Source organism: Methanosarcina mazei S-6 (assembly GCF_000970205.1).
GTDB classification, from domain to species: Archaea; Halobacteriota; Methanosarcinia; order Methanosarcinales; family Methanosarcinaceae; genus Methanosarcina; species Methanosarcina mazei.
Window position 1 is genome coordinate 722,326 of record NZ_CP009512.1, and the last position, 25,274, is coordinate 747,599.

Genomic DNA, 25,274 nt, shown 5'->3' on the forward strand with positions numbered 1-25,274 from the left:
TTTTATTTTCGTTTTCTTCTTCTTTTATCGTTTCTTTCTTTTATTTTCGTTTTCTTCTTCTTTTATCGTTTCTTTCTTTTATTTTCGTTTTCTTCTTCTTTTTGCATATATTTTTTGTCCTGCTTTATCTGCCTTCAGCCGGACTTTCTGCCGCCTTTATTTTCCTTAATTCAGTTTCAGCATCCTCTTTATTGTACTTTGCTTCCAGATAATTTGGTCTTATCTCAAGAGCTTTGTTAAACGAGGTAATGGCTTCTTCATACCTTTTGAGAACCACAAATTCAAGCCCTCTGAGGTTCCAGGCTCCTGCAAAGTCAGGTTTTAATGCCAGTACCTTGTCAAAATACTCTATTTTTTTCTCAGGATCGGTTTCTGCTGTTGCAAGCCCGTACCATTCCTCTACGGTCTTTCCCTCTATCTTCTTTTTAAACAGTTTGTCCAGAAACGCCAATAACATCACTTCCCATTAAATATACGCCGGGTCTATAGAAATAAGTAGTGCTTCCCGTGTCTCCCACTGATTGAAAAGAAAGTTCCTTCTCAGATTGCGATGTGGAATTAAAAACCGGAAGACGTCTCAGAGAGATGAAAACAGAATTCCAATATAAAACTTCGTCTTAATTTATTATATATGAGTGGGTATGTAAATATATAAACATCTAAATAAACATCTAACTATATAAAAAACAAGTAAATAAATAATCAAAAAAATAAATTAAAAAAAGAAAGTTTGCCTGCTTATATTGAAAGCAGGGCACTTTCGTTATACACGCTCTCAAAGTCTGAACTTATTACCAGTTTAGTAATGTTGTCAAGGGTAGTTACGTTGTAAGCCACTCCACGCTCGCTTGCGTTCGTCTGGTAAGCCGTGATTTTTTCGTTCACTACCGGCTCCGGATTAAGGTAGATTGTGGTCTGAACGTAACTTCCGTCATCCAGTTTTTTGAGGTCTCTGTAATACTGTTCGGCAGGGGCATCTGAGGAGTTTGTCTTTTTGACCACTTCCTGGTAGATGCTTCCTTCAAGGTCTGCCTGGCTCAAAATCTGGTCATATTCTGCAGTTGATGTTTCGTTTCCTTCAATGACATTTATAACGCCAGCTACAGTATCAATAGGACCTATTATTGCCGGGCTTCCAACAACGTTCCAGATGTTGTAAGTGCCGTTTGTACGGTCGAGGATCTGATATCCTTCATAAGGCATTGCCTTTGTGTCCATAGGCATGCTGATCCTTTGTTCAGGAATCTGGTGCAGCTCAAAGCCGCTCTCATTTCCGTAATTTGCACCGTATCTTTTCGTCACATCAGCACCGTAAGAGAAAGAAACATTCATAGTCTGTCTGTTTCCAAAAACGGATTCAAGTGGAGTTCCTTCGGTTTTTTGAAGGTCCACGTACACTGCATTTGTCACTCCTTCAGGAGACATTTCCAGTCCGTCAGCGATCGAACTGAAATCGTGCTGGACATGTTTGCCCGGAACCTGTGAGAAAGGAACTGTGATAAGTTCGCCACCGGTTTCCGAAGTGGGGGCTTCGTCCTCATTACTATTATTTGAAGTTCCCGAGAAAAGTATCATAAAGGCAGAAAGAAACATTGTTGCTGCCAGGAAGATAGCCAGATATTTCTGGTTTTTTGTTGCTGGATCCTTTCGTTTCATAAATGAAACCTCATAACATAAGATAAATTCTTCTGAATGTATAAAACACACATGTTATCTAAATCTATTGTATTCGCACTTATATTACTATTCTATTATAAAAATAATTTTACCCTAACTTTTGAAAAAAAGAATTCGGGATAAAAAAGTCTTTCTGAGATAATTGAGGTTTTATCTCCTTATCTCAATTCTGGAATGTTCTGCCCTTTTCAGTCAAGGGTCAGGATCTTGAGCATATTCGTACCTCCGGGTTTTCCGGAAGCAGGGCCCTGGGTAAAAATCACGAGATCTTTACTTTTCGCAAATCCCAATTCTTTTGTTCTTTCCGTTGTCTCTTTTTCCCAGCTTTCAATAGATTCGTTTACGGCAACAGGATAAACCCCGTAAGACAGGGAAAGGAACCTGCAGGTCTTAGGAACGCGGCTGAAAGCCAGAATCCAGGGGTCAGGATTAAAGCGCGAAATCCTGCGGGGAGTCGCTCCGCTCCTTGTCGGGGTAAGTACGGCTGCAACAGGCAGTTTCTGCAGGGCTTCATAAACCTGTAAGGTGATTACCTCATCCACTGACATCTCCCTGGCAGTTATGGATTTGATCATTGTGTCAAGCCCCCATTTAGTCCGGGAGCGCCAGTTTTCAGTGGTCTTTGCAATCTTTGCCATCATCTCGACAGCTTCCACGGGGTAGTTTCCGACTGCTGTTTCTTCCGAGAGCATAACAGCATCCGTGCCGTCAAGGATAGCGTTTGCAACATCCGTGGCTTCGGCACGCGTGGGTCTTATATTATCTGTCATGGAAGCCAGCATATGGGTTGCAGTAATCACAGGAATTCCAAGGAGTTTTGCCCTCTGGATAAGTTCTTTCTGGACTGAAGGGACTTCCTGGATAGGAATTTCAACTCCCAGGTCTCCCCTTGCAACCATAAGGGCATCGGTCTCGTCAAGGATTTCTCTTATATTTTCTACAGCCTGCCTGCGTTCTATTTTTGATACTATATTTACCTGCTTTCCTCTGGAAGCGGCAAAATTTCTTACTTTTCGGATATCTTCTGCATTTTCTACAAAAGAGATGCTGAAAGTGTCAATGTCCTCTTCAAGGGCAAATTCCAGGATCCTGAAATCTTTTTCAGTCACAGCGTCAAGAAAGATCTTTGCCCCTGGAAGGTTCAGCCCTTTGTGCGAATAAAGCTCTCCTCCGATAAGGACTTCACAGAGAACGTCTTTTCCTGTAACCTCCTTGCAGAGGAGCTGTATGAACCCGTCACTGAGGTAGATAAGGCTCCCAGGGGTTACGCTTTCCGGAAGCTGTTTGTAACTGACAGGGATTCTCTCTTCGTTTCCCGGAGTGTCGTCAATTGTAAGGGTTATCGGGTTCCCTTTATGGAGCATAACAGGCTCTTTTTCGAGTTTGCCTATGCGTATTTTCGGGCCAGGCAGGTCTGCAAGGATTGCAATTGTCCTGCCAAGTTCATCTGCAACCTTACGGATAATTCGGACAACCCTTGAGTGGCTCTCAAAGTCTCCGTGAGAAAAATTTATCCTTGCCACGTTCATGCCCGCAAGCATAAGCTTCCTTATCATCTCTTCAGAAGAAGAGGCAGGTCCTATTGTACAGACGATCTTTGTTTTATGATCCGGGATTTCCATGGTTATACAGCCTCAAATTTTTCTGGATTTATCCCTTTTTGAAAAATTTGGAATTTATTTCATGCGCTTTCAGAAAAATCCTGCCCAGGCCCTTCTGGTACAGTTTATTCTCCACTGTAAATCCTGAGGGCATCTTCAACGCTTGCATCTTCGACAGTTATGGCATAAACAGCATTGCACATGCGGACAGCTTCATCCAGGGGCTTCTGGTGGATATTTCTACCGGTTGCATTCCCCTGGGCTCCGGAGATGTGTATCTGGTCGTGGAGTTTTTTGAGGAAAGCTTCTGCTTCGTCGCTTGACCCTCCGGCGCAAACTACTTTCGTACGCCCGGCTGCTTTGACTGCTTCCTTGAAGATCTCGGCAGACTTTTCTCCTTCCTTCTTGGGATAATTAACCTTTACAAAGTCCGACCCAAGGCAGGCTCCTACTCCAGTTGCTCCTGCAATCAGGTGCGGGTCCTTTTCATCTTTTACGGCAGCTCCACGCGGATAGATCCAGAGTACGGACAGCATCCCGTGCTGGTGGGCATCATAAACTACCTGGGCAGCCTGAACAAGCATCTCGGCTTCAAATTCGCTCCCAAGGTAGATTGTATAGCCGACACCAAGGATGTTGAGCCCGCTGTTCTCCCTAAACTCGGCTACCTGGTCAATATCATACCAGAGGTTGCTGAAAGGGTCAGCCTGTTCGGTTTCAACCAGATTGGTCTTGGAGTTTACCTTTACAAGATAGGGAATATCCTTATAGTCCATGCCGTAGCGGGCAATAAGCCCTAGCTGGGTAGCGAAAACCCCTATTTTTGACTGAGCTGCAATCCTGAAAAGGTGTTCAGGGTCAGCGTCATCTTCAGGGACTTCCGGTCCAAAAAAGTCATCGTTCAGGTGTTCTACTTTCTGGTCCCCTGCAAAAAGCATCAGCTTTCCGCTCTCTTTTGTTATTTCCATGTAGTTTTTTATGTAAGTTTCGCGCATTGCTTTCGGGACATCTAAAGGTACGGTTACGTCTTCTTTTTTAATTGGAGCCATGTTCATAAACCTCAGTCTTATTAAATAGCAGTCAATAGGATGTAAGTAGTAGTGTCAGAACGGTTCAGTTAGAAGGTAGGTTCAGTTAGAGGGTAGATAGTAATATTGGAAGTAATTTATTTACTTTATTCTTCTCTACTATATTTATTAATTCTTCCAGTTCGAAATTGAATATAATTTCAGGAGTTTTCCCCTGTTCAAAACTTCCTGATATCTCCCGAACCCTTGCTGCCAGTAAAAAACTATTCGATTCTCGATTATTAAGCGTTTCGGAAATTTAAACCCTCGTTCAATTGAGAGTGTAAAATAGCTACGAAATATAAATCGAAAATAGCAAGCAGAATATAACTCAAAAATAGTAAACAGTTAATGGCTGAAGAAATGAAAATCAAAAATTGTAAGCAATATTATGAATCAAAAACTGAATATCCGGCAAACGAATAATTCTTACAAAAAAGCAGTGAATTTTACGCCGCTTGCAGGGCTCGAACCTACGACATTCTGGTTAACAGCCAGACACTCTACCAACTGAGTTAAAGCGGCTTTATGATTGGAATGTTATTCCATTTTGATTTTTACCCTTAACCTTCTCATAAAAGAGATTCCTGGGATATAAATTTTATGGGTTTTATGGGCCTGACCGGATTTGAACCGGTGACCGCTCGGTTATGAGCCGAGCGCTCTAACCTGACTGAGCTACAGGCCCTCTTTGTTCTATGATGTTCAATAGTTTTAAGTACGCTTTAATAATAAACTTTTTGTAAGTGTTTTTATTTTCTTAAAAAATCGCTGTAACCTGTGCAAAAGATTTACGCCGCTTGCAGGGCTCGAACCTACGACATTCTGGTTAACAGCCAGACACTCTACCAACTGAGTTAAAGCGGCTTGCAGGATAGGGTTTATCAGTTATTGCTTACCCTGTCGCGAACATTCCTAAAGCGACAATTGTATTTATATATTTCGCTTGAAACTCTTTCCACGGGCAGCTTTGTATCGTTAATACAGGGTTTTATAATATATTTCTTTATTATCCCCTCCAAAGCAACTTTTTAATTCACAATATCCTGCCCTTCCGGATCAACTTCATTAAATCTCATTAATATACAATTCTTAACCCTCAAACCATTACTTTTGTTCTGCTTTCCGGCTTCTTATCAATCCCCTGCGGCTGGTCTCCGGTTAAAAACCGATTTTACCTTATCTCCTCTAACTGATAACTGCCAGCAGATAATCACGCGGTTAGTATTTCCGGTAATGGATTTGATACCATTCAACTATCATTTTTTATTCGATTAAAATTTGGTCTGATACTTATTCAACTAACTCTGTTATTACACTGGCTCTTTTTTTCTATTTGTTTCTGCTCTTTTTATAATGGGGGTTTGATTAATGGAATCCTTTTTCCTTCTAATTGCTTATAAAAATACCTATTTTCTGGCTAAAACTTATATCCTTTCAAGAATAATATATTTGGTATTTGATGTAAAATTCGTACAGCGAGCGGACAGGTCCAATTTTAAGCAATATGCCTATCAGCTTAAAATGCCTTATCTGAGGCTTTGTCCGGGGGAATTCGATTCGTTTAAGCATGAAAGTCCAAAAAGGCTTTTAAATTGTTTATTAAAGGGTTTGATGCCATCGGTGTTCTCTGCACAGCTAGGTATTCTATATTAGGTCTTCAGGGCATGTTACGGGAGAATCCTGCTGTATTCGAGAACTTCTGGCTTACAATCCACAACTCTAAAAATGAAAATTCAAGGGGGTTTATTAACGAAACATCTAAAAATATGTCCAAAATGTCATGCCAAGTTGAAAATAAGCGCTGACGGTAAGACCCAGTATTGCAGTATCTGCAAGTACTGGACAAAAATAGGCACTGCAAGGCTCGATTCAATTATGATTTACGAATGAGGAGTTCCAATGGAAATATCTGTTAGTCATAAATTTTGCAGTGAATGTGAGTCCAGGCTAAAACGCCAGGTAATAGGTTCTAACGTCTTCTACTACTGCCGGAATTGTGGGCGTGTGAGTTCGGAAGCATGTTTTGGGGGAGTTAACATGCTCCAGGTCCAGAAACCACTACCTTCCCACGAGGTATCTTCTACAGCGAGCCTTAAACTTTCTGAAGATGCCTGAAAAGCTATAGTAGAATCCTAACCTGGAAAATAAATTAGTTAAAATTCCATAATCTGAAAAAATTACTTTTTTTAAACTGAGCCTGAAATGGCTTCTGATTTTTCCTTTTTTAACCCTGATTTTTTTTGTTTTTATTCTTTTATCTGTGATTTCCTGTGTAGTGATTTCCTGTGTATTATGTAAGAAAAATTCAGCTGACTTCTATATAAAAAAATATAAATTTTGTAAAATTTATTTTTTAAGCAGTTTTTCTTCAGTGCCCAGCTTTAAGCAGTTTGCAGACATTTTCCACTTCTGTCCTGAACTGGTCCTGAGTAATACCGAAAAGCCCTGCAAGATACATGGCTCCGCCGGCACCAGCACCTTCTTTTATAGTTCCGGTCTCATACCTGTGAAGCCCTTTCATGCTGGACTTGCCAAATCCGGGGTCTGCAACATAAACTACAGGTACGCCAAGAGTTGTGGTCAGCTGAATGAAATTTGCGGATTTGTCTTCCACAACATAGCGGGTAGTTGCAATTGCAATTTTTTCCGTATTTAAGCCCATGTGTTTAATGAGAGCATAAACAGCTGCCATTTGAGTTCCGCCGGCAAGGACAACGCTGGTATCAGTGTCCTGAAAACCCGCAACAAGCCCTGCAACTGCAGGCATCATGGGGTCTCCCATGCAGGCAATAGCTTTCATGGGGTCGTCTTTAAGGCAGCCAAATGTAAGGCCTGAAGCTTTCATCCCCTCTTCGACAACCTGTTTTTTAAGCTCAAGAGGGTTTTCATCTGCGCTACTGCTGACATTCCCATTATACCCGAGCGCCATTAAAACTCCCATTGCCGTTGTTGTGCCTCCGGGAATGCTTTCCCCGATCACCACGTGGTCTGCCTGGTTTCTGAGCCGCTTTGCAAGGAGCTTCGCCCTTTCGTATATACCCTGCACATCCATTACTGCAACAGGCTCTCTTATGTCTTCTCCGGGATTTGCTTTCAGGTCGATGCACGGGACATCCGGAGTCACTATTAAGCCCGAATTTATAAAATGGTAGGGAGCGTCCGTAAGCTTCAGCGCCGAACGGGTCATAATTGCAGGGGTAGGCGTGTCATAAGGAGGAGTCATGGGAAGCACCGGTACACTGATAATGTTTCCTGTTTCCATAAGTTCCGCATCCCCCGCAGGCGTGTAGTCTGTAAGTTCAGCTGTTTTTCCTGCTGCCGAGAGTTTTGGAATATGTGCTGTCTTCGTGCTGGAAAGTACGCACAAAAACATCGGTTTTTTAGGTTTTTCTGTTACTTCCGGTTCTATCCAGGCCATTCATATCTCCTCTATGAAATTTTGAAGATAAGTTTTTAGAAAATTTCAATATATTTTTTCCGGGATTCTGTACAGACCTTCAGATTCAATACTAAACATCGAGGTTAATACGAAACATCGAGGTAAATTGGTGTATATTTTCCCGGAGTCTAGTGAAGAATTCTTCTACTTAGTATTTAATATTTATCTGCGATCAATTATAATTTAATTATATTCAACTTAATTTTACTTTATTTTGCCTCATTTCCGTGCTCAGAAGATTTGCATTCATGCAGCCTGTACTAAAGATCAATTGACTAAACGTGTAAAACCGTTCCTAATGAATATATACGACATTGAAAATAGTCATAAGAACACAAAAAATTCCTGCTTTTATTCTCTAATCTGCTCCAATCCGCAGGTTCAGGTAGATCCTGACAGAATGAAAGCGGAAATAAAAAAAGCAGAAAACACCCGGAGGATGTTTTCTGGATACAGATCTTGGACTTTCCAGATTTTGCCCAGTGTCTTAGAAGAGCTTTTACAGGTCTTAATAGGTCCTTGCAACGTAAACGCGAGTTTCGGTTTCCTCTCCGCAGGCAGGGCATTTTTCTTTTCCTTTACTTCTCGGGGTCAGGGGAATTCCCAGGATTCCTGCTCCTATATGGTCTTCCATTGCAAGCCCGCATTCCCTCTTGCCGCACCAGGGGATTGTTGCAACTCCTTCCTGGATCTTTTCTTTTACCTCGTCAAGATCGACACAGTCAAATATGCGGCTTTCAAGTTCAGACCCGGCTTTCTCGTAAAGGCTTTTCTGGATTGCTTCAAACTTCAGGCGAACCCCGGCTTCTATCTCGAGCAGAGTTATCTGGTCCTTTTCTCCCGTGTCTCTCCTGACTGCAACCGCAACATTATTTTGCAGGTCACGAGGTCCAATTTCAAGCCTGAGAGGGACTCCTTTCATTTCCCATTTGTAATATTTCGCTCCCGGGCGCAGGTCACTTGCATCGACCTCTACTCTGATCCCTGCTTTCTTCAGGCGTTCCTGAACATCTTTGCAGGCTGCGAAAACCTCTTCTGCTCCTTTCTTGAAGATGATGGGGATAATGACTACCTGGACAGGTGCTATTTCCGGGGGAAGGACGAGCCCCTTGTCGTCTCCATGAATGGAGATTGTGGCTGCAATAGACCTCTCTGAAATCCCGTAACAGGTCTGGTGGGCATAGCGCTGTTCGCCGTCAGGAGCCTCGTATTTTATATCAAAGGTCTTTGCAAAGTTGTCGCCCAGGTGGTGGACAGTCCCTATCTGAAGGGTCTTCCCGTCAGGCATAACAGCATCAAGAGCATCGGTATAGTCCGCTCCAGGGAACTTGTCCCAGTCAGGTCTCCTTGAACGAAGCACAGGGACTGCCAGCCTGCGGTATATCTCAGTGTAAAGCCCGATAGCTTCCTTTACCTGGGCTTCTGCATCTTCCCAGGTGGCATGTACGGTGTGGGCTTCTTTGAAGGAAGTGATCTCCCTGAGCCTGATAAGAGGCCGGGTATGCTTTGTCTCATAGCGGAAGGTGTTAACTATCTGATATAGCTTCAGCGGGAAGTCAGCGTGCGATCTGACCCATTTTTTATACATCGGATATATGGCAGTCTCACTTGTTGGGCGGAGAGCCAGTGGTATGTCAAGAGGGTCTTTTCCTCCGTGTGTGACCCAGTAAACTTCGTTCTCAAAGCCTTTGATGTGCTCGGCTTCCTTCATGAACTCGTTTTCGGGGATAAGTAGAGGAAAAAGTGTTTCCTGATGTCCACTGTTGTCAAGGATTTCCCTTATGATACTGTAGGTATTCCTCCTGATGGCAAAGCCGAACGGGTACCATACGTAAAGCCCTTTTACAGGATAGCGGACGTCCATTATTTCTGCCATCCACAGGAGTTCATTGTACCAGTCGCTGAATGCCTCTTTTGGAGGAAGTGCTGCTTCTTTTTCGCTTTCTGCCATACCTTCACCATATTATTGTGATTTCAGTTAGTTCTTATGATAAACCGAATTATGAAGTGTTTTAATCAAGTATGCTACTATGAAGTGCTTCAATCAAGTATTCTACTATGAAGTTTTTTATCAAGTATGCTGCTGTCTATTATCTTATAATGAGACGTCTTATAATGAGGCGCTGGTGAATATAATCGCATTTTATTATTTAATATATCTGGGTTGGAGGCTGCAGGTTTTGCAGGAGGTGGTACTATTAATTCCCAGAAATCCGGCACTTCCCTTTCAATCAGTTGCCTGAACCTGAAATCCTTTTGAAGGGTTTTCAGGGTTTTACACATCTGGTGTACTCGCAGCGCCCGGTTTCAACAGGAAGCCTGTACAGCCCCTGGCATGCTTGCATTTATGAGGCAAAAGTAAATAACTATAATGGGGGGTTTGCCCCCTGAATCTTGGCCGGGCTGTTAAAAAATCGGAAAAAAGAATTAATCTCCTCCGAGGGGCTTGACATTGTCCGAAATATCATGCGCAAGTTCGGATTTGTCAACATCGAAAACTATCATACCGGTATTCAGCTTCTCTGCTTCTTCTTTTGAGAGTTTGGAAGCTACAGCCTTTTTAGAAATTATTGCGCTGTTCCCGAGAGGGTCTTCAATGATGACCGTGATTGCCCTCCTGCCTTCAATCACTTCATTGAGCATGCACAGGAGTTCCTGGCTGCGGGCAAATTTTTCTTCATCTTCCCGTACCCATCTGCTCGCTGTCATAAGGACGTTCTGAACCCTCTGAAGCACACCCTCAATATTCGTTATATAAGAATCAGAAACCGTGCCTGGCTCGACAACTATTCCCATCTCAGGGATTCGGATCGTTCCTGAGGTTGAACGGATGACTCTTGCATCGAGGTCTTCAGGGCTCTCAACTGACAGCTCATAACGCATGGGCTCTTTGCTGGAGAGGATCATAGTGTCTGCAAAGCGAAAACTGCAGGGGCATTTTGCACTTACGTACATGATCTCCCCGAAATACGGAATATTATCTCTCTGCCATGTCATTATAAGCTCTTTCTGACACAGGGGGCAGGAGATCCTGGTCTCAAAGCTTTCATCCTTAAAACATTTATGACTCAATATTTTCCACCAATGATCTTTGATCTGTCGATTTTAATGCCGGTAGGAGTTACGATTACGGTGTTTCCTTTAACACCTGCGATATCTCCGTGGACATCAACAACAACGTCTTTAAGCTCCTTTAAAACCCTGTCCCTCAGAAGGTCATCGCCTTTTATGTTTGAGATGTCAACCATGAGAATATTACCATTATAAACTTCCTGCTTAAGTGCAGATACCTGGTTAATGCTTGAGATTTCTGCAATTTTTACGTAAGTTTCTGCCGGTTCTTCCTCCAGAACCTCTTCATATTTGCTGAGATCGATTTCAGTATAGTCTTCGGCACTGGTCGAACTCTTTACATTGCCGCCAAGGATTTTGTCTATAAGTTTTGCCATCTACGCACGCCTTTTGTATTTTTTTAAATTTAGATAGTATCTGTCCTATATTGGGATCTATATTAATTAATTTTGCTATTATAAAGCTACACTGGTTCCCGACCTGTATTCGAAGATTCTTTCAGTTTTATGAAGAAGGATTTTTTCCAGGGGGAATGCTTTTTTCTGGCACTCTCAGAACTCAAAACTCCAGATTTTGTCACCTACATGGCTTATTGACTTTATGGCTTTCCCCGATTCTGAATCAACCATCTGCTGCCCTTCCATAAGGGCTTTTCCTATGGCAAGAGGTTTTCTGTGTGTTTCTTCCACTACAATTACAAAATCCCCTTCTTTTATATCGGGATCAGCTTCCACGATCCCCGGAGCCATGATGTCTGCCCCGTTTGATACAAAGCGAATTGCCCCTTTATCCACAACAACAAGGCGTTTCTGTAGCCCCATCTCAAGAGCTCCGCGGACTGTGGGAAAAAGATGCTCCTCTATTTCAAACAGAAGAGGCCTGCCTTCAACAAGGATAAGGGAATACTCATCAAGGGTAACCTTTTCAAGTGTTTTGTTTTCCAGGTCTTCCATTTCTTTACCGAAGGCGGACTCAAGGTCTTTTAGCATCTTGTTCTTTATATTTTTCCTCAGCTGAACTCTTGACTTTACTTTCAATCAATCACCCGATTTCAAAAGGTTGAGCTTATTCATAGGATAGGGTCCTGAGCCTTTTAAAGCTTATGTGGAAACTCAGATATTATCGGACTCAGATGTTCAATTTCCTGTACATTTTTATTAATTATTTCCGGATTTTGTTTATAAATGTTTTATTCAAATTTAACAAAAAGCGTCGTGAGAAGCACCAGGCCACTTCCAAGAAACACGCTTTCATAGCCTAAAGGTCCTATAAACAAACTTCCAAATACTGGAATAAGCCCGAGACCTGCATAAATTCCTGTATTGAATAATCCCATCGCGATCCCGCTCGAGCTCACTCTGGAGACTGCAGCAACAAGCCCAAGGACTGCTGCCCCTCCTCCTGCACCAATAAGGAAGAATGCCAGTAAAGGCACTTTTAGAGAAAACAGGATCCCTGCTGCTGCAAGGACTATTCCTGCTCTTATTATACTTTTATTCTTTGCCTTTGTTTTTCCTGCAGCAAGTGAACTCAACATTGCAGCCAGATATGATGCTGAAATTGCAAATCCAAGTTCCGGTTTTGTCAGGAAGCCGGCACTGTAGTCTGCATAGTTTGAATTCAGCACTCCTGTGGCTCCGTAAAGGACGACTGAAATTCCCCAGAGTTTCCAGAATCCGTTTTCAAAAAAAGTCTCCCTGGTTTTTTCCAGATACATGCCGGGTTTGAAGCCTGTCCGGTTTTCATGCGGCTCTCCCGGGGGTTTAACTCTTTTTGAAGTCCCATATTCGTCCTTTTTTCTGCCGGAGTTGTCCGGGGTTTGTCCCCGGGTTTCGCGAAGGAGGAAGATGAAAGACAGGAAGGCAAGAAGGGTGAAGATGTTTATTGCAGTCTTGATCTCCAGTTCTGCAAGCATCCCTGAGAAAAATACTCCTGCAGCCAGTCCTGCATTTAACAGGAAATTGAATTCTCCCAGACTCTGATGGCTGTCTTTCCAGTCTGCAATCATGGAATAAGCAGCAGGGAAAAAAGCCCCGCAGCCCAGACCCTCCACGAAGCGTGAAATGCCGAGGACCCAGAGGTTGTCGGAGATCGAAATAAAAATCCCGGAAATGAGGGTGAGTGTGATTCCCAGGCTCACCACTTTAAGGTTTCCTATCCTGTCTGCAAGTATTCCAAAAGGGAGAAGGGTGAGAAGGGCTCCTATAAAATATCCGGAATAAAGTAAACTTGAAACCGCAGGGCTCGTGCTGCCTTCTCCTGCAAGTTCGGGAAGGATAGGAATTACCGCGTTAGAGAGGCCCTGGATTGCAAAGACTGAAGAGTAAAGTAAGAGTTTTTTCGAGTTCATGGTTTTTCTGTTATTCGCATTTGATCAGTAATTAATTTCTGTAATTGCCTTCAGGAAACTGATAATACCGGGGATGCCCTGGAAGCGCTCTGATGCATATAAGAATGCAGGATCTCTTTTCAATTTTTCAACAGAAGAGCCACTGTAAGAATACAGCCGTTTACCAGAAATAATTCTTTCAAACTCAGGGTCTCTGTCAGGAACCCTGCAACAATTGGAAGTAAGGAAAGCCCTGCATATATAGTTGTATTAAATAATCCCATTGCAAGCCCTCTGTCCGCATTCATTCTTGCTACAGCCAGGGCAAAGCCTACCATTGCAACCCCTGATCCGCCTCCAAGGCTTGAGAATCCAAAAAATGGATATTTGATCGCAAAAAAAGCCCCAAGGGCAGAAAAAGCCAGGCCTATGCGGATTATTGTTTTTTCCTTTACTTTAAAACGTCCTGCCAGAAGGGAAGTGACCATAGCGCAGATGTAGAGGCTTGCAATTGCGCCTCCGAGCCGGGCTTTTGACAGAATTTCAAGGCTGTAGTCGGGGTAGTAAGCTATGAGAACTCCAACTGCTCCGTTAAGCAGGAACGAACCCAACCAGATCCCTGAGTTACGGCGGGAAATGAGCCCTGTAATTTTTATGAAAGAATGCTTGAAATGGGATTTTAGAGAATCCTGGCCTGACAGTGATTTTGGGTTCGTTCCTGTTTTTTTCGGGTTAAATAGTTCCTCGAGCCTGTAAAGGAGGGGAATTCCCGAAAGCAGGGCAAACAAAGTGAATATGAGGACAGCGCTTTTCAGGAAGATGTCTGCAAGCAGGCCTGAGAACAGAGCTCCCGCAGCCAGACCTGCATTGAAAAGAAAGGTGAATTCTCCCATACAGCGTCCGGGGTCTTTGCACTTTGAGAGTGAGGAAAATGCTGCAGGGAAAAAAGCTCCACAGGCAGCACCTTCGACAAACCTGGAAAAAATAAGAATCCACAGGTTTTCGGATAAAAATATAAAAACTCCTGAAACAACTGTAAGGGCGATACCAAGCCCTATGAACTTCAGGTTTCCGAACCTGTCAGAGAGGATGCCGAAAGGGAGCATTGTTGCAAGGGCTCCCAGAAAGTACCCTGAAAAAAGCAGGCTTGATGCAAACTCACCGTACATACTGTGGTAGCGGGCTGCAAGTTCCGGAAGAATAGGGATTACGGCATTGGAAAGACCCATGATTGCAAAAACTGCAACATAAATCAATCGCCTGTCAGGGTGCATAAAACTAAAAACTCGCAATCTCGTATAAGTTTCTTATCGTAGATCTTTTTCCAGAGCCTGTTATTTCCTTTTTGAATGCCTGAGATTTTTTCTTTTAGACATATAAAAAATCTATATGTGGAATCTGAATTTGTTAATAATGTTCTGGCATGATATTTCTTATATTATATTAGACTGGTACGAAATGCATAGCTATTTATATAATTAATTTGAATAGGGGTAATGTGAGTAATGTGAGCGGGAAACTTTTTTCACATACCATACCCCCCACTCCCCATATGACCCCCCACTCCCCAACCCGCTCACACTACTTCTAATTACTCTTTATTTTTTATTCACTTTTACCGGGGCTTGTTACGGTTTTATTGCTTCAGCGGGTCTTTTCGCAGAGCCAATCGATAAATCTCTGGTGTTCACCGGTCAAAAGCCTGCTTTTTTCTGTTTGATGCAAAAGGTTATAATGAAACTCCTTACCTGACAATTTCACCTCTACAAATTGCTTTTTTCCGGGGTAGTTTCTGTCTGTTATAAACTTATATAATATTTTTATCAAAATCTGTTTTATCTATTTAAAAATAATGAAATTGATCCTTTATTATCTTTTCTATTTTTATCTGATTGTCCTGTTAATTCCAGGTTCTTTATTGTCTTTATATATGCTATTAAATCCGTAAATTTTCCCTTTTTCTATCCTGAACATTTTTAATAAATTATTTACTAATCTCAATTCCTTTTGAAGATTTTTAATAGCTATAAAAAAAGTGCATTATACCGGTACAGGACTAAAAAGCCAGCTAATTTTTACAGAAATGCTAATCAAAATTTTATTATCTCCTTTTTTACTTCATAAAATTAAATGATTCTTCTGAACAGAAGGTTATGAGAATCAGGATTTGATAGAATAGGGAAGTCTCGACGTTCTTCTTATAAGAAGCCGCCGCCTATTATAAGCGGTGAGAAAAGAATTGCCACCATGTTAACAACCTTTATCAGGGAATTGAGGGCAGGTCCCGCAGTATCTTTGAAAGGGTCCCCTACGGTGTCCCCGACAACTGCAGCTCTGTGAGCTTCCGAACCTTTCCCACCGTAATATCCATCTTCAATCAGTTTTTTTGCGTTATCCCAGGCTCCTCCTCCGTTGTCCATCATGAGGGCAAGCATGAACCCCACTACAATCAGCCCTGTAAGAAGCCCTGCCAGTGCTTCAGGACCCAGGAAAAATCCTGTAAGAAGGGGGATGATAACAGCAAGAAAGCCCGGCATGGCCATATCGTGAAGGGCTGCTTTTGTTACGATGTCAACGCAGCGCCCGTATTCCGGCTTTGCGGTACCTTCCATAATCCCGGGGATTTCCCTGAACTGCCTGCGGACTTCATTTACTACTTCAAAGGCGGCTTTTCCCACCGCACTCATCATGACAGCGCTGAATAAAAAAGGAAGTACGGCTCCGAGAAGAATGCCTGAGAGCACTACAGGGCTGTCGAGGCTGATAGACTGGCTCTCAAGGCTTACTTTGTTTCTGTAGTCCGCAAACAGGGCAAGTGCTCCCAGGGCTGTCGAGCCTATGGCGTATCCTTTGGTAACAGCTTTGGTTGTATTTCCCACGGAATCTAGCTCGTCCGTAACTTTTCTGACCTGAGCCGGAAGGTTTGCCATCTGTGCAATTCCGCCTGCATTGTCCGTAATGGGCCCGTAGGAGTCCAGAGCAACTATCATGCCTGCGGTTGAGAGCATTGCAACGGATGCAATAGCGATTCCGTAAAGCCCTGTTCCGGGGTCTGCAGATCCTCCCACTATAAAGTACGAAACCAGGATGCCTGCAGCAATCACTACAGCAGGTACCAGGGTGCTTTCAAATCCTGCTGACAGCCCTGAAATTATATTGGTTGCAGCCCCTGTTTCCGAAGAGGCTGCTATTGTCTTTACCGGTCTGCAGCTTTTAGAAGTGTAATATTCGGTTACTATTACCATGAGCACTGTAATTACAACGCCTGCGACCGTCACATAGAAAAATCTGCTATCTCCCATCAGGAAACCGGTTATATAATAAAAAGCAATCAAACTGAGCACCGTAGAGCCGCCAACGCCTCTGTAGAGAGCACTCATGACTTTGCCTTCTTTTTCTACCTTCACAAAAAATACGGATATAATGGATGCAAAGATTGCGGCAGACCCGAGCATCAGAGGGTAGAGTACGGCGTTTTTGTAAGTGCCAATAATAAGAGAACCGAGGAGCATGGCAGCAAGTGAAGTTACCACATACGTTTCAAAAAGGTCTGCTCCCATACCTGCACAGTCCCCCACATTGTCTCCTACATTATCTGCAATAACAGCAGGGTTTCTGGGATCGTCTTCCGGAATTCCGGCTTCAATTTTTCCAACAAGGTCAGCTCCCACATCTGCTGCTTTTGTAAAGATCCCGCCGCCTGCACGGGCAAAAAGGCTTATAAGGCTGGCTCCGAAACCAAAACCAACAACCAGGTCAGCATCTCCATAGAGGATATAAAGACTGCTTGTTCCTAGAAGTGCGAGCCCTATAACTGCAAGTCCTGTTACAGCCCCTCCGCGGAATGCTATTTTCAGCGCTTTCCCGGCCCCTCCTGATGCAGCACTGGCAGTCCGGACATTTGCCCTGACTGAGATGCTCATTCCTATATATCCCGCGGCAGCAGAACTTATGGCACCTGCCAGAAAACCAGCGGCTATTTTCAATCCCTCGTCAAGCAAAAATAGGATCAATAACGAAATAATAACAGAAACCACTGCAATCGTTCTGTACTGGCGCTTCATGTAAGCTGTGGATCCTTCCTTAATTGCTTCGGCAATTTCTTTCATCCTCTTATTGCCGGCGTCTTCTTTCAGGATGCTTTTTGCAAAAAAAGCGGCAAAGGTCAGACTTATTAAGCCTGCCAGAGGAGCAGTGAATATTAACCTTTCCATAAATTTCCTATCCTCTGGTATTTGTACTCCTTCAAATTCCCTTGTTTTGTGGTCCTTTCCAGTACTCCTATCCTTTAGCTGTAATTCTCCTTGGTTATCTACAGTATTGAATCCGCAATTATATTTATTTTAAATTTATAATGATTTTTACATCTCAATTTAAATTGTTCTGAAGAATTGTTTTTAAGTTACAATACTTTATTTTTAGAAAGCGTGTAAGTATGTGCTTTTATCTATAATTTTATGCTATTATGTCAAAAAATCTTTATTATCTTTTTTACACAATTAACTGCGTATTTGATAATTTTTTCACTCCTTATTTGCTAATCTTTTTCGTTCCTTATTCGATAATTTTTCTCGTAACCGAAAATTTTTCCTGTTCTTTATTTTCACTCTTGGTATTTTTTCAATTCTTTTATTGGGGAGCGTTATTCCGTAAACCGATACTTCAGAAGTCGGGGGTAAAAATAGAAATTTCTCTTTTCTCCTATTCTTCGGATATCTATTTATCCTATTAATAAGGTAATAAGTTGCCGTATGCCTATATCTGCCTGTAGAATCATGGTTTGTTGGTCTGAAAATTGAGGGACAGGAACCTTTTAAACCATTAAGTGTTTAACCGTGGAAAACACCTGTACCGGTGAAAGTTATCTGATCAGGAAAATCAGTTTATTCACAGCAACTGTTATATAGGATTGAAATAACGTGCGTATTTACAACTAGAAATCGTGCCCGTTTAAAACCGAAAATTCTTACTAACTAGAGGCTGAAACCCTCAATTCCTCCAGATTTCAATGGAGGATCGAGTATCAATTTATATACAAAGACTCATTTATTATCGCAAAAATTACTACGGAGATTAATACTTTAAAGTGCTTTTGATGTGTTTTCTGGTAGGATGGTTTAAATATGGATATGTTAATCTACCTTACACCAATATGTGCCCTTATTGGTTTAATTTTTGCAGGTATATCCTACAAAAATGTCCGAAATGAAGGCGAGGGTAACGAACTTATTAAGAAAATTACGGCGGCAATTCATGGTGGAGCTATGGTCTACCTTAACAGGCAATACCGCGCTATCGCTGTCTTTGTCGTTTTTATTGCAATTGTACTTGCGTTAGTTCTGCCGAACGGAGTTCTTACCGCCGCATGTTTCGTGTTTGGTGCAGTGCTTTCCGCAACAGCCGGATACGCAGGGATGCTTACGGCCACTATTGCAAATGGAAGGACCACAAATGCTGCCACAAGAGGCATCGGCCCTGCTTTTAAAGTTTCATTTGCATCAGGCACCGTCATGGGAATGAGTGTCGTGGGCCTTGGTCTCCTTGGATTATCTCTTTCATTTATAATTCTTGGTAATATCTACACAGATATGGATCTGTTCACCCTCCTGAACATTATTGCGGGCTTTTCATTCGGAGCTTCGTCTATAGCTCTCTTTGCCCGTGTAGGCGGCGGAATATTCACCAAAGCTGCTGATGTCGGAGCTGACCTTGTAGGTAAGGTTGAAGCCGGGATCCCTGAAGATGACCCCAGGAACCCTGCTGTTATTGCTGACAATGTAGGAGACAATGTAGGAGACATTGCGGGAATGGGTGCTGACCTCTATGAGTCCTATGTGGGTTCAATCATTGCAACCATGCTTCTTGCAGCATCAACCGCAGCAGCAACTTTCCCCGGGATTCCTGTTATGAACGTTGTTATGGTCCCACTTGTTATCGCAGCTGTTGGTATTCTGGCATCTGTTATAGGGACTTTTTTTGTACGCACCAACAAGACAGAATCTTCAGCAATCCATATGGCATTTAATATGGGACTGATTGCCGCGATCGTTCTTACTGTCATTGCTTCATACGTCGTTACAGGCCATCTCCTTGGAGGATACGGGCTTAACGTCTTCTTCTCAACGGTTGCAGGACTGGTTGCAGGCTTCCTTATCGGACAAATCACCGAGCACTATACATCATATGACAAAAAGCCAACTCTCACTGTTGCCCATTCCTGCCAGACAGGTTCTGCTACAAATGTTATTACAGGATTTGCAAAAGGGATGGAGTCAACTCTCTGGCCCGCTGTCATCATCAGCATTGCAATTTATATCGCATTCCAGCTCGCAGGTCTTTACGGCATAGCTATTGCAGCAGTCGGAATGCTCGCAACACTCGGGATTTCCCTCTCAGTCGATGCTTACGGTCCTGTAGCTGACAATGCAGGTGGCATTGCAGAGATGTCCCACCAGAAGAAAGAGGTGCGCCAGATTACCGATACCCTTGATGCAGTAGGAAACACCACGGCAGCTATGGGTAAGGGATTTGCAATCGGTTCGGCAGCTCTTACTGCACTTTCACTCTTTGCTTCATATGCTATTGCAGTAGGCCTCACTTCTATTGACGTTATGAACCCTAACGTATTCATAGGGCTTATAATAGGCGCAATGCTTCCTTTCCTCTTTTCGTCCATGACCATTCTGGCTGTCGGAAATGCAGCAGGTGAAGTGGTGGTCGAAGTGAGGAGGCAGTTTAAAGAGATCAAAGGCCTTATGGAAGGCAAAGCTGACCCCGACTACAGTAAATGTATTACAATCTCCACGCATTCTGCTCTTAAAGAGATGATCCCGCCCGGAATTCTTGCTGTTATTGCACCTATTCTGGTAGGACTTGTACTCGGCGCAGGGGCTCTCGGTGGGCTGCTTGCAGGCTCCGTGGTTTCAGGTTTCATGCTTGCAATTACAATGTCCAATGCAGGAGGTTCCTGGGACAATGCAAAGAAATTCATTGAACTTGGAAACTTCGGCGGAAAGGGTTCTGATGCCCACAAAGCGGGTGTAACCGGCGATACGGTAGGTGACCCTTTCAAAGACACCGCAGGACCTGCAATCAACATCCTCATTAAGCTCATGAGTATTGTGGCTCTTGTGTTTGCACCGCTGTTTATTTGATTTCCTTAAATTTTTCCCTTTTTTTCCCTTTTTTTCTTTTTAATTTAGTCTGGATCTTTGCCTGTTTTGTTCTGGTCTTCCTTTCCAGGTTTTCTTTTGCTCAAGTCTGAGGAAAGTATGTTTTTCGTGTTTCTGATTTTTATGGTTTCATATTGCTTTTCCGGGAATCCAGAGAATATGCCCTTTCTCCAGAGTCCAGGTTTTCTGGTTTGATGGTTCGCTGGTTAATTCTCCACAGCTTAAGCTCTTTTACATGCCGGGGATGAATCTCAGAACAAAAATAGCATAGCTTCAGCTCTTCGTTCCTTTCTGTCCCATAGGCAAGCCTCTTTCCTGTTTGCACTATGATAAATTCTTCACACACGAGATTTTTCACACACAAAGGCTCTTCGTACACGATGGTTATTTATGTATCGAATTGCCAAAAAGGAATACAGTTTCCTATTTGAGGATTTAAGAATAAAAATCTTTCGGTTTTACCCAATGTCCTGAAAAAATCCAATTTTAATCAAAAATTATCTCTTAGCTGGAATCCCACTTCTGTTTTTTAGCTTGCTTCTCCAGTAAAATAAGGCATCTACTCCATCCAGGCAAAAAAGAATTTGTGCAGAGAAAAAATAATCTGAATTAGAAAAATAATCTGAATTAGAAAAATAATCTGAATTAGAAAAATAATCTGAATTAGAAAAATAATCTGAATTAGAAAAATATTCCGAGTTTAGAACAGCCCTTTTTCCGGAAAGGAGAGCTCAGTTAACTCCCCTTACCTGAAGCAGCTGGAATTCAATTTCATCAGGAATAGTGGCCAGGAATACGAAAGTATTGTACCCCAGTTTCTGGACTTCTTTAATCGCATTCGCCTGATTTTCATCCAGGTCTCTCGAGTTACTTACTATACAGAAAGATTTTCTGTTTCCGGTATTTACAAGGAAATTAAAAGCCGTCCCATAGGTATTGAGGAAGGCAACCAGATTCTTAAGCTCATCCCAGCTATTGCACATATGGAGATTCTTGGATCCCATATTCTCCACATACCAGTCCCTGCTGACATAGGAATAGGACGCGTACTGTTCGTTAAGTTCATCAAAAGCTCTGATGATTTTGTTAATGTCTTTTTTCAGGTTTACCCATTTCCAGTTCTGTGTCGTGAAATAGCGGCCTGCCACTATCTCAAAGATTGACTGTTTATCTTCATTCTCCAGTTTCATTTTCTCACATCTCCTTTTTTTGCCTGCTTTCCGGTATTCAAAATATATCGTCCTGGGCGTAACTCCGGTTGAAGCGCAGAGCAAGTTCGGCTTTTTCCAGTTCTCTTCCAAGATATGCAGCGTGATCCAGGCTCGAGACCAGTTCGAGTTCAATCAATGTATCCATAACTTCCCTGGCGCTTTCTCCTGCAATTGCTGCTTTCTCATGTTCGGCTACAATGAGTCCGCCATTTCCGTTAATTTTATCCGGCACAATCCTGACTCTTATTGGGCCTGCAGGGTCCTGACGCCAGTTTTTCGAAGCTCTGGCAGTAATCACTTTTTTGGGGAGGGGGCTGTCAGGGCGTTTTCGTTTTTCCTTTATGAAGAGGAGGTCAATGCCAAGATCCTTGGGGGAGCTTTCCCTTATCCTGCAAAGCTGCATCATCTCAGAGGCTTTTTTCAGCTCTCCTATGGAGCCCTGGGCTTTATCGCTGTACTCGGGGGTAAAAAGGATACTTGCCCCGGTTTCGGCTCCTATTCCGCAGAGTGTGGCATTTACTCCTATCGTATCCACGTCCATGAGTTCGGTTACATTGCCTGCCCCAAAGAATAATGGAATGTCAGGATATCTCCTGTGAAACTCATGGTAGCGAACAATGGATTCCGTTATATTATGGCCTACAGGGTCAAGGATAGGGTCGGCTATAATTCTTTCAATCCCGAGCCTGCGTGCGGATTCGATATTATTTACAAGGCTTTCCAGACTGTTTCCTTCATCAGGAATTATGACTGCTGCAACACCTGCTTTTGCAACCACGGAGCCTGCTGTTTCCATATTTGTGCTGTTAAGGCTCAGAACAAGGTCTGCTCCTGCTTCTATTCCTTCCTTTATCAGCTCAGGGTCAAGGGTATCTATACTTATCGGAATATCTGTGAGAGATTTTGCAAGGAATACCGTACTTCGGACCTGTCCCGGAAGGGTGTTAAGTGTAGCTCCGAGGTCGATAATATCTGCTCCACGGGCGATAAAAGCTTCGATTTTTATCTCCAGGTCAGCAGGGTTCAACTCGGCTGCTCCTACAATCTCTCCCATAACTTTCATTCGGGAGTTTCCTCCCAGTTTTACTCCTCTCAGGCTAAGTGGAGAAACGGCTTCTTCTTCGGCTTCTCTTATAAGCTCAAGAGCTTCTTCCTTTCTTACGTCTGCAAGGAGCTCACAGGCAGGGACCTTTACGGAAAACTCCACTTCTTCTGCAAAACGGAGCACAAAGCCAAGGTCATAAGCATGTTTAGGGCCCAGCCGGATTTTACAGTCAAGCTCGTCCGATACCTTTGAAAAATCACCCGGTACAAGTCCGGGAAGCAGAATGAGGTCATATTTTTTTGATAATCCGGCTTCCTCAAAGGCTCTGGTAAGTTTTTTCGGGGTGATAAAGGCAGCAATGTCGATATCTGCTACAAGGACGTCTGCTTTTTCTCCAGCCGCTTTTCTCACGGTATTTTCCGCAAGCCGCCCTGTTGCAATCAAAATTTCCATGTTTTTTAGATAGAATAGCTAATAAAAAAGAGTATCTATCTGTAGCTGCCTCAAAAAATAGCTTCCCGGTCAGGAAAACTCTAACTTTCCGCTCCGAGGAAGATTTGTTTCTCCAGGTCTCCGGTAGCTCCCCGAATATCCTGAAAAAATAACTGAGGGAGCCCGAAAACCTGCAGATTCGGGCTTTTGCCTTAACGTAATTAATTTATGAAATCAATAATTGATTCTTCGTGCTTTTTTCTCAGAGGACCTGCAGTCCCGGCTTTCCTGGCTTCAAGTGACAGCCTTCCAAATCTTTTTTCCTGGATAGGGTCAGCTTCGGCTCTGGACTCCAGGATTCCAGCTCCTGCCTGAGGGCCCAGGATCTGGGCAGACTGGACACCGGTCATTATTGCCATTACCCGGACCTTACCTTCATAATCATCCCTTATCCTTGCGCCCCATATCACATTGGCGTTCGAGGAAAGTTCATAGGTAAGCATGGAGGCAATTTCTTCGGCTTCCTTCAGGCTGAGGTCAGGCCCGCCTGTTACATGGACAAGGCTACCGGTTGCGCCCTTATAATCAACATCAAGCAGCGGGTGGTTAAGGGCAGTCCTCACGACTTCGGTGCTCTTGTCCTGGTTCTTTGACTCTCCTACAAGCATTACGGCAACTCCGCCGCAGCTCATGATTGTCCTTATATCTGCATAGTCAAGGTTGATCAGAGAAGGCACAGTAATGGTTTCGGTTATTCCCTTTACGGTTTCTGCAATTAACTGGTCCATTACTGAGAAAGCCTGGTCAATGGGAAGGTTGGGTACATAATTGAGCAGCCTGTTGTTGTCCAGGACAATTACCGTGTCTGCTGCCCTGCGCAGGTCTTCGAGACCCTCTTCGGCTTTAAATATGCGGGCTCTTTCGACTCTGAAGGGGCTTGAAACCATGCCCACAACGATTGCTCCCTGTTCTTTTGCAACTTCGGCAACTACCGGGGCAACTCCTGTTCCAGTGCCTCCTCCGAGGCCTGCGGTAACGAAAACAAGGTCAACATCCTTCAGGACTTCTTCAAGGGTGCCTCTTGCAAGTTCTGCGGCTTTTTTCCCTGTTTCTGGATAGCCGCCTGCTCCCAGTCCTCTTGTAAGGGTTTTTCCAACAAGGATCTTCTTGTCAGCCCTTACATTGTCAAGGTGCTGCTTATCCGTATTGATGCAGACTGTTTCTGCGCCTTCAATTCCAATGTTGTAGAGACGGTTTACGGTATTATTCCCTGCGCCCCCACACCCTACAATCATAATTCTCGGCTGTCCGAATTCTTCGAATTCTTCATCGGACGTCGTTTTTCGGTATTCCTTTTCTTTTTCGCTGAACTTCATTGCTTCCTGTACTATAGATTGCAATTTATCCCCTCGGTCGGATTTCGTTTATTATATCTTCTCTATTTTTTCTTTCACTCCCCACCCTCTTTGTCGGGGGGTAAATTTTGCTGATATCAATTAAACTGGGGATAACCTGTAAAAACCTAATAAAAGATTTTCATCCGTTATCTTTAATAAGTTGTCACTCTACTAAACCTTAAACATTTCGGACATATTTAAACAGTGCTTTTAAATTGTATATGAAGTTTAAATACATCATCCATAAATTTCATATATTTTACTCATCTCTGCTTTTTAGTCCTGAAACCTCAGGGCAAAAAGCCGAAGACTTACGTAATACTTATATACAGTAGCTTAAATTTCTCTAGAAAGTCTCGTTTTTCAGGAAAGCTGTCCTGATTATATATATCAGGGCAATTTTTATTTTCTTTCTTGCCTGTTATTTTACTGCCATGCTTCCCTCAAATAATTGAATATGTAGTATCTATACTGCGTTTTCTCGAGACCTCTAAGATGGAAACCTGCAATTTAATGGAACTGTTTATATTATTACTATTTAAGTAGAGTCCTCCTCTTAAAAACTTTTTCGGTATCTTTCGAAGATTTTGAGGCTCTTGCTTATTTTTTCCAGTATTGAAGAATAGCTGCACATAAATGTTTATATAAATTTAAGCTCAATATCTCGAATTCCTGGCAATCTTTTAAATTTTATTTCCATAGTAAGCGGTTGGCCCGTTTGCCCGATAGAAGGCTCTATATAACCGTTTTCATTCTATAAGGAATGTCTCAGGACCTGCACTCTTCCAAAACGATAGTAAAAGACCTCTTAGATAGTAAAAGACCTCTT

Annotated in this window: 19 protein-coding genes and 3 tRNA genes; 2 read left to right on the forward strand and 20 right to left on the reverse strand. The window is 42.9% G+C overall.

All coding sequences use genetic code 11. The features are described 5' to 3' along the window. Positions 1-124: 124 nt before the first annotated feature. The 7 genes from MSMAS_RS03175 to MSMAS_RS03205 form a co-directional block, all read right to left on the reverse strand. Complete coding sequence (locus MSMAS_RS03175) at positions 125-451, reverse strand: tetratricopeptide repeat protein (RefSeq protein ID WP_011032668.1); 327 nt, start codon at positions 449-451, stop codon at positions 125-127. Between the two features lie 287 nt (positions 452-738). Beyond that, on the reverse strand, positions 739-1,656 hold the full coding sequence (locus MSMAS_RS03180) for a hypothetical protein (protein WP_048039000.1): 918 nt from the start codon (positions 1,654-1,656) through the stop codon (positions 739-741). 209 nt (positions 1,657-1,865) lie between these two features. After that, entirely contained in the window at positions 1,866-3,299 is a 1,434-nt protein-coding gene (pyk, locus tag MSMAS_RS03185) for a pyruvate kinase (RefSeq protein ID WP_048046320.1), read from the reverse strand. Between the two features lie 104 nt (positions 3,300-3,403). Continuing rightward, entirely contained in the window at positions 3,404-4,327 is a 924-nt protein-coding gene (locus MSMAS_RS03190; protein ID WP_015411299.1) for a beta/alpha barrel domain-containing protein, read from the reverse strand. Positions 4,328-4,797: 470 nt separating this feature from the next. Beyond that, positions 4,798-4,870: transfer RNA gene (locus MSMAS_RS03195), tRNA-Asn, on the reverse strand. Positions 4,871-4,958: 88 nt separating this feature from the next. Next, positions 4,959-5,033, reverse strand: a tRNA-Ile gene (locus tag MSMAS_RS03200). A 106-nt stretch (positions 5,034-5,139) separates the two neighbouring features. Then, positions 5,140-5,212 (reverse strand) — tRNA-Asn (locus MSMAS_RS03205). Positions 5,213-6,247: 1,035 nt separating this feature from the next. Here MSMAS_RS03205 and MSMAS_RS18030 point away from each other — a divergent pair. After that, entirely contained in the window at positions 6,248-6,463 is a 216-nt protein-coding gene (locus MSMAS_RS18030; RefSeq protein WP_011032660.1) for a hypothetical protein, read from the forward strand. 253 nt (positions 6,464-6,716) lie between these two features. Here the strand turns inward: MSMAS_RS18030 and cobT are convergent, their stop codons facing one another. The 9 genes from cobT to MSMAS_RS03255 form a co-directional block, all read right to left on the reverse strand. Continuing rightward, positions 6,717-7,766, reverse strand: a complete 1,050-nt coding sequence (cobT, locus tag MSMAS_RS03215) for a nicotinate mononucleotide-dependent phosphoribosyltransferase CobT (RefSeq protein WP_011032659.1) — start codon at positions 7,764-7,766, stop codon at positions 6,717-6,719. 529 nt (positions 7,767-8,295) lie between these two features. Continuing rightward, complete coding sequence (proS, locus tag MSMAS_RS03220) at positions 8,296-9,738, reverse strand: proline--tRNA ligase (protein WP_011032658.1); 1,443 nt, start codon at positions 9,736-9,738, stop codon at positions 8,296-8,298. An 89-nt stretch (positions 9,739-9,827) separates the two neighbouring features. Next, entirely contained in the window at positions 9,828-10,070 is a 243-nt protein-coding gene (locus tag MSMAS_RS03225; RefSeq protein WP_048040942.1) for a hypothetical protein, read from the reverse strand. A gap of 144 nt (positions 10,071-10,214) precedes the next feature. Continuing rightward, on the reverse strand, positions 10,215-10,859 hold the full coding sequence (locus MSMAS_RS03230) for a ZPR1 zinc finger domain-containing protein (RefSeq protein WP_011032657.1): 645 nt from the start codon (positions 10,857-10,859) through the stop codon (positions 10,215-10,217). Next, entirely contained in the window at positions 10,856-11,236 is a 381-nt protein-coding gene (locus MSMAS_RS03235; protein ID WP_011032656.1) for a cell division protein SepF, read from the reverse strand. Before MSMAS_RS03235 ends, MSMAS_RS03230 begins: the two co-directional genes overlap by 4 nt. A 174-nt stretch (positions 11,237-11,410) precedes the next feature. Beyond that, positions 11,411-11,896, reverse strand: coding sequence for an RNA-binding protein (locus MSMAS_RS03240; protein ID WP_011032655.1), 486 nt, complete (start codon positions 11,894-11,896; stop codon positions 11,411-11,413). A gap of 152 nt (positions 11,897-12,048) precedes the next feature. After that, positions 12,049-13,209, reverse strand: a complete 1,161-nt coding sequence (locus MSMAS_RS03245; RefSeq protein ID WP_011032654.1) for an MFS transporter — start codon at positions 13,207-13,209, stop codon at positions 12,049-12,051. A gap of 119 nt (positions 13,210-13,328) precedes the next feature. Beyond that, complete coding sequence (locus MSMAS_RS03250; protein WP_011032653.1) at positions 13,329-14,462, reverse strand: MFS transporter; 1,134 nt, start codon at positions 14,460-14,462, stop codon at positions 13,329-13,331. Positions 14,463-15,386: 924 nt separating this feature from the next. Continuing rightward, positions 15,387-17,402 (reverse strand): sodium-translocating pyrophosphatase, encoded by a 2,016-nt coding sequence (locus tag MSMAS_RS03255; protein ID WP_048039747.1) that lies wholly within the window; start codon positions 17,400-17,402, stop codon positions 15,387-15,389. 909 nt (positions 17,403-18,311) lie between these two features. Between MSMAS_RS03255 and MSMAS_RS03260 the strand changes: the two genes are divergently transcribed. Continuing rightward, complete coding sequence (locus MSMAS_RS03260; protein ID WP_048046321.1) at positions 18,312-20,342, forward strand: sodium-translocating pyrophosphatase; 2,031 nt, start codon at positions 18,312-18,314, stop codon at positions 20,340-20,342. Positions 20,343-20,481: 139 nt separating this feature from the next. On the opposite strand, the gene MSMAS_RS03265 is transcribed toward MSMAS_RS03260, so the two are convergent. The 4 genes from MSMAS_RS03265 to ftsZ form a co-directional block, all read right to left on the reverse strand. Then, positions 20,482-20,718, reverse strand: coding sequence for a hypothetical protein (locus tag MSMAS_RS03265; protein WP_048037983.1), 237 nt, complete (start codon positions 20,716-20,718; stop codon positions 20,482-20,484). A gap of 373 nt (positions 20,719-21,091) precedes the next feature. Then, positions 21,092-21,550 (reverse strand): hypothetical protein, encoded by a 459-nt coding sequence (locus MSMAS_RS03270; RefSeq protein ID WP_011032650.1) that lies wholly within the window; start codon positions 21,548-21,550, stop codon positions 21,092-21,094. 37 nt (positions 21,551-21,587) lie between these two features. After that, complete coding sequence (locus tag MSMAS_RS03275; RefSeq protein WP_011032649.1) at positions 21,588-23,069, reverse strand: dihydropteroate synthase-like protein; 1,482 nt, start codon at positions 23,067-23,069, stop codon at positions 21,588-21,590. Positions 23,070-23,269: 200 nt separating this feature from the next. Then, positions 23,270-24,448 carry a cell division protein FtsZ gene (ftsZ, locus tag MSMAS_RS03280; protein WP_011032648.1) on the reverse strand — a complete coding sequence of 393 codons (1,179 nt, stop codon included), beginning with the start codon at positions 24,446-24,448 and terminating at the stop codon, positions 23,270-23,272. Positions 24,449-25,274 lie beyond the last annotated feature (826 nt).

Excerpts from the sequence above, each read along its gene's own strand:
- proS (WP_011032658.1), bottom strand. The coding sequence starts at position 9,738 with ATGGCAGAAAGCGAAAAAGAAGCAGCACTTCCTCCAAAAGAGGCATTC.
- MSMAS_RS03190 (WP_015411299.1), bottom strand. The coding sequence starts at position 4,327 with ATGGCTCCAATTAAAAAAGAAGACGTAACCGTACCTTTAGATGTCCCG.
- cobT (WP_011032659.1), bottom strand. The coding sequence starts at position 7,766 with ATGGCCTGGATAGAACCGGAAGTAACAGAAAAACCTAAAAAACCGATG.
- MSMAS_RS03180 (WP_048039000.1), bottom strand. The coding sequence starts at position 1,656 with ATGAAACGAAAGGATCCAGCAACAAAAAACCAGAAATATCTGGCTATC.
- MSMAS_RS18030 (WP_011032660.1), top strand. The coding sequence starts at position 6,248 with ATGGAAATATCTGTTAGTCATAAATTTTGCAGTGAATGTGAGTCCAGG.
- MSMAS_RS03245 (WP_011032654.1), bottom strand. The coding sequence starts at position 13,209 with ATGAACTCGAAAAAACTCTTACTTTACTCTTCAGTCTTTGCAATCCAG.
- MSMAS_RS03275 (WP_011032649.1), bottom strand. The coding sequence starts at position 23,069 with ATGGAAATTTTGATTGCAACAGGGCGGCTTGCGGAAAATACCGTGAGA.
- MSMAS_RS03260 (WP_048046321.1), top strand. The coding sequence starts at position 18,312 with ATGGATATGTTAATCTACCTTACACCAATATGTGCCCTTATTGGTTTA.
- MSMAS_RS03250 (WP_011032653.1), bottom strand. The coding sequence starts at position 14,462 with ATGCACCCTGACAGGCGATTGATTTATGTTGCAGTTTTTGCAATCATG.
- pyk (WP_048046320.1), bottom strand. The coding sequence starts at position 3,299 with ATGGAAATCCCGGATCATAAAACAAAGATCGTCTGTACAATAGGACCT.
- MSMAS_RS03270 (WP_011032650.1), bottom strand. The coding sequence starts at position 21,550 with ATGAAACTGGAGAATGAAGATAAACAGTCAATCTTTGAGATAGTGGCA.
- MSMAS_RS03235 (WP_011032656.1), bottom strand. The coding sequence starts at position 11,236 with ATGGCAAAACTTATAGACAAAATCCTTGGCGGCAATGTAAAGAGTTCG.
- MSMAS_RS03225 (WP_048040942.1), bottom strand. The coding sequence starts at position 10,070 with ATGTGTAAAACCCTGAAAACCCTTCAAAAGGATTTCAGGTTCAGGCAA.
- MSMAS_RS03255 (WP_048039747.1), bottom strand. The coding sequence starts at position 17,402 with ATGGAAAGGTTAATATTCACTGCTCCTCTGGCAGGCTTAATAAGTCTG.